This window comes from Anaerococcus murdochii (assembly GCF_019957155.1).
GTDB classification, from domain to species: Bacteria; Bacillota; Clostridia; order Tissierellales; family Peptoniphilaceae; genus Anaerococcus; species Anaerococcus murdochii.
The window spans coordinates 745,012-761,491 of the sequence record NZ_JAIPME010000002.1 but is presented as its reverse complement, the minus strand read 5'-3'; the positions used below and the strand labels follow the sequence as shown (position 1 = coordinate 761,491).

16 protein-coding genes and 1 other annotated feature are annotated in these 16,480 nt (G+C 36.9%); of the genes, 8 read left to right on the top strand and 8 right to left on the bottom strand.

The annotated features are described in order from the left end of the window. Positions 1-155 precede the first annotated feature (155 nt). The 5 genes from guaB (at position 156) to K8P03_RS03935 (ending at position 5,524) form a co-directional block, all read left to right on the top strand. Entirely contained in the window at positions 156-1,607 is a 1,452-nt protein-coding gene (gene guaB / locus K8P03_RS03955) for an IMP dehydrogenase (RefSeq protein WP_223418468.1), read from the top strand. Positions 1,608-2,024: 417 nt separating this feature from the next. Beyond that, the gene (locus K8P03_RS03950; RefSeq protein WP_209774950.1) at positions 2,025-2,705 is read left to right on the top strand and encodes a ZinT/AdcA family metal-binding protein; all 681 of its coding nucleotides are present in this window, start codon (positions 2,025-2,027) and stop codon (positions 2,703-2,705) included. After that, positions 2,689-4,068, top strand: coding sequence for a metal ABC transporter substrate-binding protein (locus K8P03_RS03945; RefSeq protein ID WP_209774951.1), 1,380 nt, complete (start codon positions 2,689-2,691; stop codon positions 4,066-4,068). The genes K8P03_RS03950 and K8P03_RS03945 overlap by 17 nt, the downstream gene beginning before the upstream one ends. Next, complete coding sequence (locus K8P03_RS03940; RefSeq protein ID WP_223418466.1) at positions 4,065-4,736, top strand: metal ABC transporter ATP-binding protein; 672 nt, start codon at positions 4,065-4,067, stop codon at positions 4,734-4,736. The genes K8P03_RS03945 and K8P03_RS03940 overlap by 4 nt, the downstream gene beginning before the upstream one ends. Next, positions 4,730-5,524, top strand: a complete 795-nt coding sequence (locus tag K8P03_RS03935; protein WP_223418464.1) for a metal ABC transporter permease — start codon at positions 4,730-4,732, stop codon at positions 5,522-5,524. Before K8P03_RS03940 ends, K8P03_RS03935 begins: the two co-directional genes overlap by 7 nt. Before the next feature lie 124 nt (positions 5,525-5,648). On the opposite strand, the gene K8P03_RS03930 is transcribed toward K8P03_RS03935, so the two are convergent. The 6 genes from K8P03_RS03930 to K8P03_RS03905 all read right to left on the bottom strand — a co-directional run bounded on the left by K8P03_RS03930 (position 5,649) and on the right by K8P03_RS03905 (position 10,988). After that, the gene (locus tag K8P03_RS03930) at positions 5,649-6,413 is read right to left on the bottom strand and encodes an ABC transporter ATP-binding protein (protein ID WP_223418461.1); all 765 of its coding nucleotides are present in this window, start codon (positions 6,411-6,413) and stop codon (positions 5,649-5,651) included. Further along, positions 6,400-7,275 carry an ABC transporter permease gene (locus K8P03_RS03925; protein WP_223418459.1) on the bottom strand — a complete coding sequence of 292 codons (876 nt, stop codon included), beginning with the start codon at positions 7,273-7,275 and terminating at the stop codon, positions 6,400-6,402. The genes K8P03_RS03930 and K8P03_RS03925 overlap by 14 nt, the downstream gene beginning before the upstream one ends. A gap of 1 nt (position 7,276) precedes the next feature. Then, a complete protein-coding gene (locus K8P03_RS03920; protein ID WP_223418457.1) occupies positions 7,277-8,266 on the bottom strand; it encodes an ABC transporter substrate-binding protein in 990 nt (329 codons plus the stop codon). Between the two features lie 45 nt (positions 8,267-8,311). Beyond that, positions 8,312-8,542, bottom strand: a binding site (T-box leader). 85 nt (positions 8,543-8,627) lie between these two features. Next, entirely contained in the window at positions 8,628-9,332 is a 705-nt protein-coding gene (locus K8P03_RS03915) for an ABC transporter permease (RefSeq protein ID WP_223418454.1), read from the bottom strand. A gap of 8 nt (positions 9,333-9,340) precedes the next feature. Then, entirely contained in the window at positions 9,341-10,093 is a 753-nt protein-coding gene (locus K8P03_RS03910; RefSeq protein WP_223418452.1) for a hypothetical protein, read from the bottom strand. A gap of 1 nt (position 10,094) precedes the next feature. Continuing rightward, a complete protein-coding gene (locus K8P03_RS03905; RefSeq protein ID WP_223418450.1) occupies positions 10,095-10,988 on the bottom strand; it encodes an ABC transporter ATP-binding protein in 894 nt (297 codons plus the stop codon). Between the two features lie 128 nt (positions 10,989-11,116). On the opposite strand from K8P03_RS03905, the gene K8P03_RS03900 reads away from it, so the two are divergent. Then, on the top strand, positions 11,117-11,812 hold the full coding sequence (locus K8P03_RS03900; protein WP_223418448.1) for a response regulator transcription factor: 696 nt from the start codon (positions 11,117-11,119) through the stop codon (positions 11,810-11,812). A gap of 1 nt (position 11,813) precedes the next feature. After that, positions 11,814-13,103, top strand: coding sequence for a sensor histidine kinase (locus K8P03_RS03895; protein ID WP_223418445.1), 1,290 nt, complete (start codon positions 11,814-11,816; stop codon positions 13,101-13,103). A gap of 101 nt (positions 13,104-13,204) precedes the next feature. Here the strand turns inward: K8P03_RS03895 and K8P03_RS03890 are convergent, their stop codons facing one another. Together K8P03_RS03890 and K8P03_RS03885 are read right to left on the bottom strand one after the other, a co-directional pair. Further along, positions 13,205-15,280: a heavy metal translocating P-type ATPase gene (locus K8P03_RS03890; protein ID WP_223418443.1), complete on the bottom strand. Its 2,076-nt coding sequence runs from the start codon at positions 15,278-15,280 to the stop codon at positions 13,205-13,207. Next, positions 15,280-15,624 (bottom strand): DUF6110 family protein, encoded by a 345-nt coding sequence (locus K8P03_RS03885; protein ID WP_209774962.1) that lies wholly within the window; start codon positions 15,622-15,624, stop codon positions 15,280-15,282. Before K8P03_RS03885 ends, K8P03_RS03890 begins: the two co-directional genes overlap by 1 nt. Positions 15,625-15,934: 310 nt before the next feature. On the opposite strand from K8P03_RS03885, the gene K8P03_RS03880 reads away from it, so the two are divergent. Next, positions 15,935-16,423 carry a methyltransferase family protein gene (locus K8P03_RS03880; RefSeq protein WP_223418441.1) on the top strand — a complete coding sequence of 163 codons (489 nt, stop codon included), beginning with the start codon at positions 15,935-15,937 and terminating at the stop codon, positions 16,421-16,423. The last annotated feature ends 57 nt before the right edge of the window (positions 16,424-16,480 follow it).

Genomic DNA, 16,480 nt, shown 5'->3' with positions numbered 1-16,480 from the left:
AATCTGCCAGTTTTAAATCTCTTAGGAAAATCATTAGACGAGTCTTATTTTTAAAGGTATAGTAAGAAAAATAATTGAATAGAGTGTTGCAAAAAGCAAAGATTTTGCTTGAAGGTTGGATTGTTTCTATTAGAAAAAGAAAAGAGGAGATTAACATGAAAATTATCGGCGACGGCTTTACTTTTGATGACCTACTTCTAGTACCAGGCCCATCTGAAGTTTTGCCAAATCAAGTAGATATCAAAACAAACTTAACAAAGAAAATTAAGCTTAATATTCCATTAATGTCAGCATCAATGGATACTGTCACAGAATACGAAATGGCAATTGCCATGGCCAGACAAGGCGGCATCGGTATTATCCACAAGAATATGTCAATAGAAGAGCAAGCTGCCCAAGTTGACAGGGTTAAGAGAAGCGAACACGGAGTTATAACCGATCCTTTCTATCTACACCCATACAACAACCTTGGCGATGCCCTTGATATTATGGCCCATTACAGGATTTCAGGCGTGCCAATAGTTGATGATAATATGTACTTAAAGGGAATTTTAACCAACAGGGATGTAAGGTTCCAAGATGACGAAAGCGTCCTAATTGATGACATCATGACAAAAGATAACTTAATCCTAGGCCACGAAGGCATCAGCATGGAAGATGCCATTAAGAAAATGGAATCTGGTAAGGTTGAAAAACTCCCAATTGTCGATGACGAAGGCAAACTCAAAGGCCTCATCACCATCAAAGATATAGAAAAAACCAGACAATATCCAGATTCAGCAAGAGATGACAAGGACAGACTCCTAGTTGGTGCTGGTGTTGGTATTACAGCCGATATGATGGAAAGGGTTGACGCCCTTGTTGGCGCAAAAGTTGACGTAATTGCCCTTGATACTGCCCACGGCCATTCCAAAGGCGTAATGGAAGCTGTTAAGAAAATCAAGGCCAAATACCCAGACCTCCAAGTAATTGCCGGCAACATTGCAACAGGCGAAGCCGCTAGAGATTTAATTGAGGCTGGCGTTGACTGTGTTAAAGTCGGAATTGGTCCTGGTTCAATTTGTACAACCAGGGTTGTAACAGGTGTTGGTGTCCCACAAATATCTGCCATTGTCGACTGCGTGGAAGTTGCCAAAGAATACGGCATACCAGTAATAGCAGACGGTGGTATTAAATATTCTGGTGATATAACAAAGGCCCTAGCTTGTGGTGCCAACGTAATCATGGCAGGATCTCTCTTCGCAGGTACTGAAGAAAGTCCAGGAGAGACAATCATGTTTGAAGGTAAGCAATTTAAAGAATACCGCGGCATGGGTTCTCTCGCAAGCATGAAATCAGGCTCATCTGACAGATATTTCCAAAATGACACTAAAAAATTCGTACCAGAAGGCGTTGAAGGCCGAGTTGCCTACAAGGGTCTTGTCGGCGATGTTGTCTACCAACTTTTAGGCGGACTAAGATCTGGTATGGGCTATGTAGGAGCGGCTAACCTCAAAGAACTTTACGAAAAATCAAAATTCGTAAAAATCTCCCCAGCTTCCCTAGTAGAAAACCACCCACACGATATTCAAATTACAAGAGAATCTCCAAACTATACAAAGAAATAGGGATGATAAAAGTGACTGGCAAAGAAAAATGCCAGTCACTTTTTTTTAATTTTTTCTGTTTGTATATATTTTTCAATCCTAACTTAAACTAATTTTGCTTCTTATTTTAAAAATCAATTCCAATTTTTAAACTATTATAAATTTTAAGTCAGATTCCTATCTTTATCTAGAAAAATTATAATTTATCTTATATTTTAGGCCAGAATTTATTTTGTTTTAAAAATAAATCAAATCCTCAATTTCCCTTAAAATACCAACATTAAACTTATGTATAAAATCCTAATTTACCCTTGCTAATTTATTATTTTTGCTCGATAATGCAAATCATTCTTGACATCGCAGTTAATAGGTGTTATCATTATCGTAGTTAGTTGATCGATTGACAAAGTTAAAATACAAAAATATGAGGTACTTATTATGAAAAACAATAAAAAAATTGCATTAACAGCCCTACTTTCTCTAGGTCTTATCCTAGCAGCTTGCCAAAAAGACGCAGCTGATACAAAAACAAAGGAAGATACTAAGGCTGAAACAAAGGTTGAAGAAACAGCTAAGGACGAAAAACCTGCTGAAAATGAAAAACCTGCTGAAGAAGCTGAACAAGCAAGCATAGCTGACTGGGAAGGCGAATGGAATAACATGGGTGGTTACCTAGAAAAAGCTGAAATCCAAGACGCTTTCAAAACTCTAGCTGAAAAAGAAAAAACAGACGAAGCTAGTGCCAAAGAAGCTTATCTCAAAAAGAGAAAATGTGACTTCGGTGGACTTGAGATTAAAGGTGACCATATTAAATTCTTAAAAGAATTCCCAGATGCTAAGGGCGAAGTTATCGGTGAAGCTGATTATACCTATAAAGAAAAAATAGAAGTAGAACACGGTGGTCACAAGCTTGAATGGGACGTATTTGAAGCAAAGAGCGAAGATGCTCCTTACAAGGTTCTCCTAATGATGCCTATCCACGGTGAAGAAAGTCTAACCCACTTCCACATGAGATATGGTGATGACAAGGATAGCCTTCTTAAGGAAGAAGGCTGGTACCCAACATTTGTAAAACCATCTTCAACTGACCAACAAATTATAGATGAAATTACTGAATAAGATTTTCTCCCTTGGCCAAGTATTTCTTGGCCAAAAAAATGGGAGAAGAAAATTTCTTACAGTTTTTTCTATCTTCGTTCTTATTTTGGCGAGTGGGTGTTCAAAGAAGTCTAAGGAATCTGGAAATAAACCCCTAATTTATACTTCATTTTACCCAGTCCACGACCTTGTCCAAATGATTGGCGGAGACACTGTCAATGTTGAAAGTTTCATGCCTGTAGACAAGATGCCCCACGAATGGGAACCTTCTCCCAAGGATATGAAAAAACTCGCTTCTTGCGACCTCTTGGTTGTAAATGGGGCCAACATGGAACCTTGGTTAGATACCGTAAAGGAAAACTTGCCAGACCTTGATATCCTAAAGCTTTCTGATTCTGTAGACCTTATTACCTATAAGGGTGCAGCTGCTATCGGTGATTTTCAATACCTAGCAAGGCTTGATATAAAGGCTGGCAAAAATAAGATTGACTTTGGCCACACCCATGAAGACATGATGAGGGTTGCCTTTATAAAAGATGAAGGCCTTGACCAAAAAGACTTGGTCAAAAAAGCCAAGGAAGTCATGAGCCAAAAAGGCGAGCTAGTCCATCAAAAATCTACCAACAAAGTAGAAGAAGGCAAAGTTTACGGTATTGAAATGGGCCACGAATCCGGCGAGGTGTTTTTTGATTTCCCTGAAGATGGCAAGTGGATATTTATATCCGATAGGGTTAGTGAGGACTTGCTCCCTTATAATTTCGTAGACACTAAGGGCAATTTCTTAAAGGATGAGGGCAAAGAAGTCTCTCTTATGGAAGGCTCTTCATCAGGTTTTGACAAAATTACCTATGACCCTCACTCTTGGATTTCCATAGTAAATGCCAAGAAATACCTCAACGCCATCCAAGAAAAATTGATTGAAAAATATCCAAAAAACGAAAAAACTTATAGAAAAAATAAACTAAAATATGTAGACCAACTGACAGATATAGACGCAGAATACACAGAAAAATTCTCCAAGCTAGATAAGTCTAGGAAAAATTTCCTAACTTTACACTATGCTTACGCCTATCTGGCTAGAGACTTTGACCTTACCCAGTACCCTCTCCAAGGCCTAACAAGTCTTGAAAGCCCAAGTCTTAAGACAATCAAAAAGGCTATAGATTTTTCGGAATATAACCATATTTCAACAGTCTTTTACGAATATGGGCAAAACCCAAAACAGGCCGCTTCCCTTGCCGAAGAGATAGGCGGAAAAACTTCTCCCCTTGCCTCTATGGAATATTTGACCAAAGAGCAAAAGGATAAGGACCAATCTTATATTGATCTTATGAGAATGAATCTTGAAAATCTCTACAAGTCTATGGTCGAGGAGGAAAAATGAAAGCAATAGAAATAAAAAATTTGACTTTTGCCTACAATAAAATCCCCGTCATAAAATCTTGTGATTTTGACCTAGAAATGGGAGATTTGGCCCTCATCCTCGGTGGAAACGGCAGTGGCAAGTCAACTTTAATAAAATTAATGTTGGGTGAATTGAAAAAAGATTCAGGTTCTATAAAAATCTTAGGCAGGAATATCGAAGATTACAAGTCCTATAAGGACATCGGTTATGTTCCCCAAATAAATATAGTAAACAAAATATCCTTTCCTATAACCTGTCTAGAGCTTGTATCTTTGAACCTTTATGAGGATTTTGGCATGATTAAAATTCCTAGAAAAATCCACTACCAAAAGGCAAGGGACATCCTTATAAAAATGGGCATGGAAGAATACATCAATACTCCAGTCAATGAATTGTCTGGCGGCCTTGCCCAGAGGGCAATGATAGCCAAGTCTATGATTAACAACCCTCAAATCCTTATCCTTGACGAACCTACAGCAGGTGTCGATAAGGAAAGCAAGGCAAATTTCTTTGAAACCATAGATATACTTTCCGAGAAATTTTCTATAACAATTGTCATGGTCACCCACGAACTTAAGGAAATGGAAAGTCTCGACCTAAATATGCAAAAATATGAGATGGTAGAAGGGAGGCTAGTAAAATGTTAGAATTTGCTTTTATGAGAAAAGCTCTTTTTCTAGGCTTTCTCCTTTCAATAATGATCCCAATTATTGGTATTGTAATGGTTAACAGAAAAACCTCCATGATTGGAGATGCCCTCTCCCACACAGCTCTAGCTGGTGTTGGTATGGGATTAATCTTAGGTTTTGATCCCCTACTTGGATCTGCAATAATTTGTGTACTGGCAGCCTTCCTAATAGAATTAATAAGAAAAAAATTTCCCCAATATGGGGATATGGCAACAGCGGTAATTATGTCGACAGGCCTTGGTATAGCTGCTATCCTGTCAGATTTCGCTCCCGGTGGCAATTCCTTTGAATCCTACCTTTTCGGTTCGATTTCATCGGTAACTACAACTGATATTATAAATACTTCTATTGTATTTATCCTGGTTATTATCCTTTCTGCGACCAGGTATTCAGCCCTCTTGGCCATCGCCATTGACCCAAATACTGCAAGACTATCTGGGGTTAAGGTCCAGGCAATGGACGCCGTCTTTACCCTCCTTGCAGCAATTACTATAGCCTTGTCTGTTAAGATAATCGGAGCCTTGATGGTAACAAGCCTCATCGTCCTTCCGGTTGCAACAGCCCTCATAGTCGCCAAATCCTATAAACAAACCTTTTTCATAACTACTATACTTGGCGTGATTTATATGATGGTAGGGATCATTGTTTCTTACCATTTTGACATCAAACCAGGTGGCGCTATTGTGGTAAACGCCCTTATAGGCATGGCTGTATTCGCTATTTACAAAAAAATTGTAAAAAAATAAGCCAAGGCCTTGGTCCCTCCAAATTTTCCAAGGCTTGGCTAAAATTAAATGCTGAGTTAAAACCCTTTTAAATATTAGCTTAAAATAGCTAGGAAAATCCTCACTTGGACTTACTAGCTATTTTTTATCCTTCGTATTCGCCGAGTTCTTCCTTGTATTTTTTAATAAGTTCAGGTTCTGTGATATCTTTTGCCATCACATCTATGGCGATTTTGCCCTTATTTAGCATGATTATCCTGTCAGAATATTTTATGACGTCTCTTAGGTTGTGGGAAATCAAAAGGGTGGTGATTTTTTCTGTATCAATTAGGCTCCTGGTCTTATCCATTACATTCCTACTTGTCTTTGGATCTAGGGCAGCTGTGTGCTCATCAAGGAGCAAAAGTTTTGGCCTCTTGGCTGTTGCCATCAAAAGCGATAGGGATTGTCTTTGGCCGCCTGAAAGAAGGCCGGTCTTTGTGTGGAGTTTGTTTTCAAGACCCAAATTCAATGACTTAAGCCTTTCTATAATCTCTTTTTCATCTGCGTTTTTCTTTAGGTTTTTTAGGGTAAATTTCTTGCCTTTTTTAAGGGCAAGGGCCATATTTTCGTAAATATCAAGATTAGTTGCAACTCCATCTTTTGGATCTTGGTTGACTTTGCCGATGTAGGCTGCCCTTTTTTCTTCGGAAAGCTTGGTCACATCTTCCCCGTCAATTAAAATCGAACCGCCGTCGACTTTGAGCGACCCAGAGATTATATTCATGAGAGTTGACTTGCCACAACCGTTTGGGCCGATAATGGTAGTTGCTACTCCTTCGTCAATTTTTAGGGAAAAATTATCGAAAATTGTCACTTCCTCAGGAGTCCCAAGATTAAAAGTTTTTGATATATTTCTAATTTCTAACATCTTTTACCAACTTTCTGTACTGTTTTTTGCCTAGGTAATTATTGTAGGCAATGAAGGCTATTACGATTAGGGCGGTGATTAGCTTTAGGTCATTTGGATTTAGGCCAAAATAGATTGCTATACCTGAAATTAGCCTATAGACAATGGCACCCAAAATCGCCCTGGTAGTATCTCTTAGTTTGTTTGAATTTTTTGCGATTGTATCACCAATTATGATTGAAGCAAGGCCCGTAACAATCATGGCTGTACCCATGCCTATATCGGCAAAACCTTGGTAGTTGGTCATTAATCCTCCCGCAAGGCCAATTAGGGCATTCGATATGATTAATCCCCAAAATACATAGGCATCTGGGTCCTTGCCAAGGGCCTTGACAAGTTTCCTGTTATTGCCAGTAACCTTTAACAAGTATCCCTGCTCGCTTCTGAGAAAATGGTCAATCAAAAATTTTATTATAAGGACAAAGGTGAGGAGGATTATCCATTTTGGAATGCTGCCAAAAATTGATGGATACTGGGCAACTGGGATATTTGACACGCCCTTGATTTTTAAATTCACTGAATAAAGCATAGTTAGGGTCAAGATACCTGTTAGAAGAGGCTCAACTCTCACTTTTTTATAGAGAAAATAAGTGATAGAACCTGCTGCTGCCCCACCTAGGACTGATAAAACAAGGCCAAGATAGGGATTTAAACCGCTTGTGATAGCCGCCGCTGTTAAGAAGGCTCCCAGCGGGTAGGAGCCTTCAAGAGTTAGGTCATAGTATTCCAAAATTTTGTATGTTAGCATATAGCCCATGGCGAGGACACCGAAGACTAAGCCAATTTCGACCGATGAGGCCATGATATTTATTAAAACTGTCATTTTACTTTCCTTCCTTATTTTCCATAATATTTGCTTTTTTGAGGGCTTCCTTGTTTAAATCAAGTCCCAAAATCTCTGCCGTTTCCTTATTTACAAGCATTTCTAGGTCCTTGGCATCTTCAAAAGGAATATCCCTTATATTTTTATTTTCCTTGAGGATTTCCCCTGCCATCTGACCAGCTCTTGTGCCGATTTTCCTGTAATTAACACCTTCTGCAATCAAGGCTCCGTTTTCAACCGAACCTTCATCAAAGGCCAGACTTGGGATTTTTTCGTCCTTCAAGGTCTTGGCTATAACTGGCATGGCGTTTACAACCACATTGTCAGTAACAGTGACCATGGCATCTGTCCCGGATTTTAGACTAGCAAGTGCTTGAGGAATGTCGTTAATTGATGAAACTCCCTGTTTTTTAAGGCTTAATCCCCTTTCCTTGAGGGCTTTTTCTAGGGCTTCGATTTGGACAAGAGAATTTTGCTCATTTGTGTTATACATAGTAGCCAAGGTCTTGGTTTCTGGATAAATTTCCAAAAAGTCATCTATAACCTTGGCTGGGTCGACATAATCAGAAACGCCAGTGATGTTGGCTCCGGTCCTTGACTTTTCGTCCACAAGTCCTGCTCCGATTGGGTCTGTGACTGCTGTAAATAAGATTGGTCTGTCGTTAACTATGTTATAAACGCCCTGGGCAGCAGGAGTGCCTATGGTATAGATCAAATCTGCCCCCTTGATTTTTAGGTCGCTTGCCAACTGGGGAATTAGGGAAATATCCCCTCCAGCCCTGTGGTCAATTAATTTGTAGGATAAACCTTCCTTATCAAGTTCCTCCAAAAATCCTTCCCTGGCCGCATCAAGTGATGGGTGGTCGGCAATTTGAATTACTCCAATTATGTATTCTTTTTTGCCTTCCTTGTTGGCACAAGATCCTAAAAGGAAGATGGCAGCAAGGGCCATAACTAGCCTGGTGATTTTTTTCCTTAATAATTTTTTCATATCTATTCCTTTCTAATAAAAATGCTAATAAAAAAACTCGCCCTAACATAGGACGAGTGTAAATTCGTGGTACCACCTAATTTTATAATCTAAAAGATTAACTCAACAGAAGTCTAACAACTTCTTGCTTCTGATAACGGTAGCTTCCGTAATAGCTTACTAGTTTCGGCTATTCTGCTTACAGAGGGAATAAGTTTTGATCCTTACTAAGACTTGCACCAACCGTCTTTTCTCTAAAGTAATTCATTAAAACTGTCTTTCTGTACTAACATTTTTATTTTCTATAATAATACATCAAAATTTATAATGTGTCAAATTTTATAGGCCAAAATCAAGGTTAGCTATAAATACTTTTTGAAAATTACTTATTTTCGTATTTTAAGAATCTATTTGAAAGGTAAAAGAAAATTACTAATTCTCCCAGAGCAAAAATAAATAATAAGACCAAATCGTGTGGATTTATGAACCTTAAATTATTAGCCTCTATTGCCAAAAAGCTTAGACCTACAATTTTTAAAGACCTAAAGGCACTTGCAAATCCAAACATGGTAAAGATTGTAGATAGGAGAACTGTGATCCCAAAAGACCTTATCCTTATGGCTAGGGCTCCAAAGATTCCAATTATTGGTAGGGCAAGCAAGATGCTAAGACCTATATAATAAAAATATATAGAAAAATCAATGGTCGAAAATCCTCCTATATATTTTCCTCCCAGGTAAAAAAGTCCAAGAAAATATAATTGGCAAAGGCAAATTATAAGAAAGGCCAAAATCAACTTTGCCCCTACAAAGGCCATATTTTTCTTTGGGCTTAGTCTAATAAATTTTAGGCCCGCCCTGTGTTCTGTCGCCCAAAGACTTGCTATTACTATTGCAATTAGAGGTATATAGAAAAATGAAAAGTAAAACAAGCTAACCTGGGTCCACAAAGATTGCCATTCATTGGTCAATGTTTCCCTATTTCCCATAAAGTTTATAAGGCCAAAGGTGTTGGCTAGTAGGGGAATTATCAGACTTACCAACAAGATATTTATAAATTTTATTTTTTTAAATTCTAATTTTAACATTTTTCCTCCTAGTCTTTATATAAATTGTAAGAATTCATTGCCTTTAGGTATGTTAGACAGGCTATTAAAAGGATAAGGGCAATGATTGGTGTATAAAAATTTATTGGATTTAGAACCTGGATAAATTTTCCACCTTCGCTTACATAGGAAATATTCAATAAACTAGCCATCCAAGCAAAGGGATTTACAAAGGCAAGAGTCTCTGATGTAAGCATGGTTATTACTCCAGTTAGCCCTCCAATTATTGAAATAAATGACAGGGTGTAGACTCTTTTTGATTTCATTTCTATTATCATAAATAGGGCCATAAAAAATAAATTTATTATTATGGCAGATAGGTTTACTAAGGCAAATCTTAATATCATATCAGTGTCCATATTAAAATGAGCCGACTTTTTTGCTAGTAGGAGAAAGACAAAAGCTTCTACTATTTGCAATAAAACTAGCTTTAAAGATAGGTTTTTAAATTTATTTATGAGTATAGAGTTTACTTTTTCTCCAAGACTTACTTGTAACTGCCACATCTTATTTTTTTCCTCGATTTCAATCACTTTTTTAACCAAAGATGAGATTAAAATTGGATTTATCAATAAGGAAATAAATAGATAGGTGTCTAAGATATAGGCTAGGGGATAATTTCCTTCCGCAAATGATTTTGAATGACTGACCCCTGCTACCATTAGCATTTGAGCGAAAAATACCATTAGGATTAAGAAATTTATCCCAAGTCTTTTGTATTTTTTTCTTTCTAAGTTTGCCATATTAAGACCTACTTTCTTCGATAAAGAGTTTTTCTAGGCTTTCTTTTTCTTCTTCAATCCTGTATATATCAACCTTGCCATGCAAGAAATTTACTATCTCAGATATTTTTTGGTTAGAAACTTTGCCCAAAATAATCTTTTTACCGTCTATCCTTACCTGATCTAAGTCTAAAAGAGCGAGAGCTTTTTGATTGTCAGATGTTTGGATGGAAATAAATGGTGGATGGAGTTTTCTATAGTCTTCCAAACTTCCATTATAAGTTAATTTTCCTTCCTTGAGGATACCGATGTGGGTGGAGATTTTTTCCATCTCATCAAGGATGTGTGAAGAAATCAGAATGCTTGTGGAAGTGTTTTTCACTATGTTTTTAAATAAGTTTCTCATTTCCTCAATTCCCTGAGGATCGAGGCCATTTATTGGTTCATCTAAGATTAATAACTTTGGACTACCTATTAGGGCAATTGCAATTCCAAGTCTTTGTTTCATACCCAGCGAATAATCCCTTGCTTTTTTCTTGCCCACATTGTTAAGGCCAACAAGGTTAAGAGTTTTTGAAATTTCTCCCTTATCTATTCCCTTAAGCTCGCAAATTATTTCAAGATTTTCATAGCCACTTAAGTGGTCGTAGAAAGATGGATTTTCAATTAGGGCTCCGAGATTTTTGTTAAGGTCTTTTTGGTTTTTGGGACTTACTTCTTGACCAAAAACCTTGATTTCCCCTCCGTCTTTTTTAACAAGACCTAGTATAAGCTTCATAAGAGTTGACTTTCCAGCTCCATTTTTGCCTATTAGGCCATAAATTGAACCTTGAGCAATTTCTAGGTGGTCAATATCTAGGACTTTCTTATTATTATAGGATTTTTGTAAATTTTTTATTTCTAAGATTTTGTTCATAATTATTCCTCCTACAAAAAGGATACCAGGCTAAGATAAAAATAAGCTTTAAGCAAGGTCACTTTTACATCACAAAAACCAAAAATCTAAAAGTCTGGTGTATAATTAGGATAGCAAGGAGGAGCTCAATGGATTTTAGAAAAAATTTCAACATACTAATAGTAGATGACGAAACAAATTTATTGGAAAATTTATATAATTTTTTGAAAGAAAAGGGTTTTAATAAGATTTATACCGCCAAAAACCTCAAGGAATCAAGGTTTAAGCTTGCAAATTTCAAAATTGACCTAGTGGTCCTTGACCTGATGCTACCCGACGGGAGTGGTTTTGATCTTTTAAAGGAAATAAGAAAGACCTCAGATATGGCAGTCATAATCCTCTCCGCCCTTGATGGGATAGATGACAGGAAGGAAGGTTTTGAAAACAAGGCCGACGACTACCTTGTCAAGCCATTTTTCCCTGATGAACTCCTTTGGAGGATTGATGCGGTTTTAAGACGCAGTAAAAAAATAAAAAACGACGAGAAAATTAATTTAGGAAAGGTAATTTTCGATAAGTCCAAGGGCATCCTCATAAAAAATGCAGAGGAAATCCCCCTAACTGCCACCCAATTTAAAATCCTGGCCTACCTAGCCGACAACATAAATATGATTGTCTCTATTGACCGTATTTTGGAAAATATTTGGGAAGATTCCTATGGGTATGAAAACACATTGATAACCCACATTTACAGGATTCGTGAAAAACTCGAAGACAATCCGAGAGATCCAAAAATCCTAATTACCATCAAAGGTTTGGGCTATAAACTGGTGAAGGAAGACTAAGATGTTTAATTACATTATAAAAAGATTTAAAAAAATCGTAATTAGAATCCTTGCTCTTTTGTTTTTCTTGACATTTTTGCTAATGGTCTTTCTCTACCTAAACTATAAGTTGGGAGATAAATATCCAAATCCTAATGACCTTTATTCCTATGTAGAAAACAATAAAACCGACTCCTACCTTAACGAAAAAAACAAGGACTTTTTAAAAGAAAAAGATATTTGGGCCATAAGGCTAGATAAGGATGGCAAAGTCATAGAATCTTTCAACAAGCCAAGAGAGGTTAAAAATAAATTAGAAATCACAGATGTAGCTGGCTTTACCAGGTACTACTTGGCTGACTACCCTGTTTTTACCTATATTATAGGAGATGGCCTAATCCTTTTTGCCTATCCAAAAAATTCCCTGGATAAGTTGCCCTTTAATTATTATAACTACCAGAATCTTGTATTTAATATGTGGCTAGTTGTCATATTTATAGTTTTATTTTTGCTCTTTGTCTATGTCTTTTACAGGATGGATATAAGAGATATACTTAAAAATATTTCGCCTTTTCAAAAGGCCATTGATAAGCTTTTTGAAGATGACTATGAAAAACTAGATGAAAACGGAGAATTAAAAGACCTTGCCCTTTCAATTAACAAGGCCAACGAAAAATATAATAACTTAAAAAAATCACAAAGTAAGTGGATTAGGGGAGTAAGCCACGATGTGAGGACTCCTCTTGCAAAAATTTCCTGGGAACTTAATAAAGAAAACAAAAATGAGCTCGATACTAGAAATATCCAAGATCAAATTTTGAAAATTTCAAATATCCTAGAAGGCCTCAATCTAACTATGTCCCTTGCCAACATCGACAAGGAGAATTTTGAGGCAAAAAGCCCCTTAAAAGTAATCCGAAAAGTCATAGTCGATAAGTTAAATGAAAATCCCGAAAGAGAAATTGTCTTTGAAAATAGGCTAAGGGATCCAGATATAAAAATCAAAATGGATCCAACCTTGTTTTATAGGATGGTAGAAAATATCTTAAAAAATTCCCTTGCCTATACCGATGGGAAAATCGAATTGATAATTTCAAGCCCTGATAATCAGCTAAGAATAGAGGTCTTAGACCAAGGCTGCGGAGTGGATGATGATATAATAAAAAGAATTAACGAGGAAGATTTGACTAATATTACAAGGCATGGCTTGGGGATTTTTATTTCCAAACAAATAGCTGAATTGCATGGGGGAAATTTCCTCGTAAAAAATAAGGACCCAGGCCTTGAGGTTTCCTTTATCTTTGACCTTTGATTATCCATAATTAACCACAATTTTTTTCAAAAAAAAAGAAAAGCCAGAGTAAAAATTAATTTTACACTGGCTTTTTCTTTGCTCATTATCTAATAAAATTTTTAAATTCTGTAATTATTCATATTTTGGCCAGCTATGGCTACTGTTGACATGTTGTGGATTAGGGATGAATTTGTATTTGACAAAAATCCTAAAACTCCTAGGATAATTAGGCTTGAATTGATGCTTACAATCTTTCTGTAGTCAGCCTTTATCCTCTTATCCATAGCCTTAGCAAGTTTAATTGCATCTACAAGGCCCTCTAGGCTATCTGTGCCTATGGATATGTCGGAGATTTCCTTGGCTATGTCAGCTCCTTGATGCATGGCTATGCCAACATCTGCAGCTGAAAGTGCCACAGAATCATTTATGCCATCACCTATCATGATGACCTTCCTGCCTTCTGCCTTCTTTTTTCTGACGTAGGCTTCCTTGTCTTCTGGAAGGACTTGGGATTGGTAATGGTCTAGGCCTAGGCTTTTTGCAACAGAGGCTGCTGCATTTTCTGCATCACCTGTGAGCATGGCAATTTCCTTAAAGCCTAGCTTTCTTAGATCTTTTATAATACCTGCTGCCTCTTCCCTTATTGGGTCTTCTATACAAAGGACAGCAATTAGCCTATCTGCAAAGGCCAAGTATAAAAGTGAATAATTTTCTTTTAATTTATCAATCATTTGCCTTGTTTGGTCGGATATTTCTATACCCTCGTCTTCTAAAATGAAGTGCTCTGACCCAATTAGGGCTGCCCTGTCAGCTATATAGGCCCTTATACCGTGGGCTACGATATATTCTGGTTTTGAATGCATCTCCTCGTGGTGGAGGTCCTTATCCTTAGCTGCCTTCACAACTGCATTGGCGATTGAATGTGGGAAATGTTCCTCAAGGCAGGCTGCTATTCTCAAACACTCATCCTCATTTATATCTGTAAGGGCAATAACCTTAGCAAGGCTTGGCTCTGACTTAGTCAAAGTTCCAGTCTTGTCAAAAACGATGGTATCAGCTTGGGATAGGTTTTCTAAAAACTTGCCGCCCTTTACTATAACGTCCATATCTGATGCTTGGCTTATTGCTTTCATAGTTGCAATAGGAATTGTCAATTTAAGTGCACAAGAAAAGTCTACCATCAAGAATGATTTAGCCTTGATGAAGTTTCTTGTAAGTAGGTAGGTGAGTCCTGCACCTATAAATGAGTATTTTACAAGGGAATCAGCCATATTTTCTGCCTTTTTCTGTGAAAGTGACTTATTTCTTTCGCTTTCAGAAATGAGGTTTATAATGTGGCTTAGCCTTGAATCATCGTATTTTTTGCTCACCCTAACAAGGATATTACCTTCTTCGAGGGCTGTACCTGCAAAGACAATTGACCCCTTGTTTTTCTTAACAGGTTCGCTTTCACCTGTGAAGGATGCTTCATTGACCATGGCAAGGCCGTCTACAACCTCACCGTCAACTGGAATTGTAGATCCCATTTCAACTTCAACAAGGTCTCCTATTTCCACTTCCTTAAGAGGTTTTAGATATTTTTCGCCATCTTCAACCACAAATACCTTGTCAATATTTAAGGCAAGGGAATGGGCCAAATCTTCTTGGGATTTCTTTAAGGTGTAATCTTCTAATTTCTCACCTAAATTCAAGAGGAACATAATATTGGCCGCATCGCCAAATTCTCCTGTTGCCAAGGACACAGAAATAGCTGTGGCATCTAAAAGATCCACATTAAGTTTTCTCTGGCGGATAGCCTTTAAACCGTCTCTGATAAATGGATAAGCCCTAAGCATAATGAAGTATGGACCTAGAGGTGCTGGTATGAAATACCTAAAGAAAATTCTCCTATAGAAAGCATCCCTCAAAATCCTAAAAATATCCTCTTCCTCTTGTGGGTAGAAATCAGGATCATCAATAACTAAGTCTTTTATTGTTTTTATATCAAGGTCTAGGATAAACCTGGCAAGGTTTGGAAGACTTCCCTTTTCAAATGTAACTGTAAAGGAATTTGCAAGGGGATTTACCTTACAAAACTTAACTCCTTCCAAACCTTGAACTAAGTATTTTAAATTATTGGCTAGGTCAAAGGAGAGGTCTTCTTCATAGACAAACCTGGCCCTAGTATCTAGCCTGTGGGCTAAACTTGCCCTCATTATTTATCTTCATCCTCTTTGATTTCTGCCTTGATTTCTTCTTTTAATTCTTCTTTGATTTGGTTAATAAGGTCTTCTTTGGCAACCTCATCTATATTAAGCTCTGCTTCTTTTTTAGCTCTTTCTAAATCTTCTTTAGCATTGGCTTCCTTAGCTTCTGCAACTATATCATCAGCAGAAACTCTTACTTGTTCTACTGTTTTGTCGATTGATTCCTTAACCCTAAGACCACCTGCAACAGCGCCTACAGCAGCTTTCTTAGCAAGCTGTGAGCTTAGAACCTTGCCACCAAGAGCACCAACTAAAACGCCTGCACCGATTCTAATAAACTTTTTACTTACCATATTACTCTCCTTAAAATACATACTAATATTGTATAAATATTGTAATATTATTATAGTTAAGTTTTCTACAAAATCAAGTTTTTCTATTAATTTTTTCCTTGATAAACCTTGAATTAGCAATAATGATAACCTCTATTAGTTAAGATTAAATTTTTAGGTTAGTTGATATTGATAGTGATTATTATAACCAAACTTATTTATAATGAATATCCATTCATATGAGCGCTTATTCTTGCATAAATTCTTGCCGAGAAATTAGACTGCCAATATAATAAAAATATAGCAAATATTATTTTAAATGGAGAAAAAAATGAAAGAAAATAATTCTCTTCCTATCTTTGGAGTTGGCCCCATCTACGTCCTATCTTGTTTGATCCTAACAATCCTAGGGTTAGTTTTAAATTATAAGGGATATTTAGAAATTGGGAAAGTCGGCCAGGCTAAAACACTTTTTGTAATTATGGGTTTTATCTTAATAATTTTAGGCCTATACTTATGGGTAAAAGCTGTTTTGATACAAAAAATAAATGCAAGGGTCAAGGATGAAATCCTTATTACCAACGGAGTTTATGGCATAGTTAGAAATCCTGTTTATACCGCTTTTATATGTATTTTTACAGGAATTCTCCTATTTGCAAAAAATTATCTCTTGTTAGTCTTGCCAATTATTTTCTGGATATATTTGACAATTTTGATGAAAAAAAGCGAAGAAAAATGGCTAAGGGCAAAATTTGGCAAGGAATATGACTTATATTGCAAGAGAGTAAATAGAGTTATCCCTTGGTTTACAAAAAAATAAGCAATTAAAAAGCTGGTAGACAATGAGGAAAATCCCCTTAAGGCAAGGGGACTTCGC

Excerpts from the sequence above, each read along its gene's own strand:
- K8P03_RS03880 (WP_223418441.1), top strand. The coding sequence starts at position 15,935 with ATGAAAGAAAATAATTCTCTTCCTATCTTTGGAGTTGGCCCCATCTAC.
- K8P03_RS03950 (WP_209774950.1), top strand. The coding sequence starts at position 2,025 with ATGAAAAACAATAAAAAAATTGCATTAACAGCCCTACTTTCTCTAGGT.
- K8P03_RS03920 (WP_223418457.1), bottom strand. The coding sequence starts at position 8,266 with ATGAAAAAATTATTAAGGAAAAAAATCACCAGGCTAGTTATGGCCCTT.
- K8P03_RS03910 (WP_223418452.1), bottom strand. The coding sequence starts at position 10,093 with ATGGCAAACTTAGAAAGAAAAAAATACAAAAGACTTGGGATAAATTTC.
- K8P03_RS03915 (WP_223418454.1), bottom strand. The coding sequence starts at position 9,332 with ATGTTAAAATTAGAATTTAAAAAAATAAAATTTATAAATATCTTGTTG.
- K8P03_RS03940 (WP_223418466.1), top strand. The coding sequence starts at position 4,065 with ATGAAAGCAATAGAAATAAAAAATTTGACTTTTGCCTACAATAAAATC.
- K8P03_RS03930 (WP_223418461.1), bottom strand. The coding sequence starts at position 6,413 with ATGTTAGAAATTAGAAATATATCAAAAACTTTTAATCTTGGGACTCCT.
- K8P03_RS03945 (WP_209774951.1), top strand. The coding sequence starts at position 2,689 with ATGAAATTACTGAATAAGATTTTCTCCCTTGGCCAAGTATTTCTTGGC.
- guaB (WP_223418468.1), top strand. The coding sequence starts at position 156 with ATGAAAATTATCGGCGACGGCTTTACTTTTGATGACCTACTTCTAGTA.
- K8P03_RS03890 (WP_223418443.1), bottom strand. The coding sequence starts at position 15,280 with ATGAGGGCAAGTTTAGCCCACAGGCTAGATACTAGGGCCAGGTTTGTC.
- K8P03_RS03925 (WP_223418459.1), bottom strand. The coding sequence starts at position 7,275 with ATGACAGTTTTAATAAATATCATGGCCTCATCGGTCGAAATTGGCTTA.
- K8P03_RS03895 (WP_223418445.1), top strand. The coding sequence starts at position 11,814 with ATGTTTAATTACATTATAAAAAGATTTAAAAAAATCGTAATTAGAATC.
- K8P03_RS03900 (WP_223418448.1), top strand. The coding sequence starts at position 11,117 with ATGGATTTTAGAAAAAATTTCAACATACTAATAGTAGATGACGAAACA.
- K8P03_RS03935 (WP_223418464.1), top strand. The coding sequence starts at position 4,730 with ATGTTAGAATTTGCTTTTATGAGAAAAGCTCTTTTTCTAGGCTTTCTC.
- K8P03_RS03885 (WP_209774962.1), bottom strand. The coding sequence starts at position 15,624 with ATGGTAAGTAAAAAGTTTATTAGAATCGGTGCAGGCGTTTTAGTTGGT.
- K8P03_RS03905 (WP_223418450.1), bottom strand. The coding sequence starts at position 10,988 with ATGAACAAAATCTTAGAAATAAAAAATTTACAAAAATCCTATAATAAT.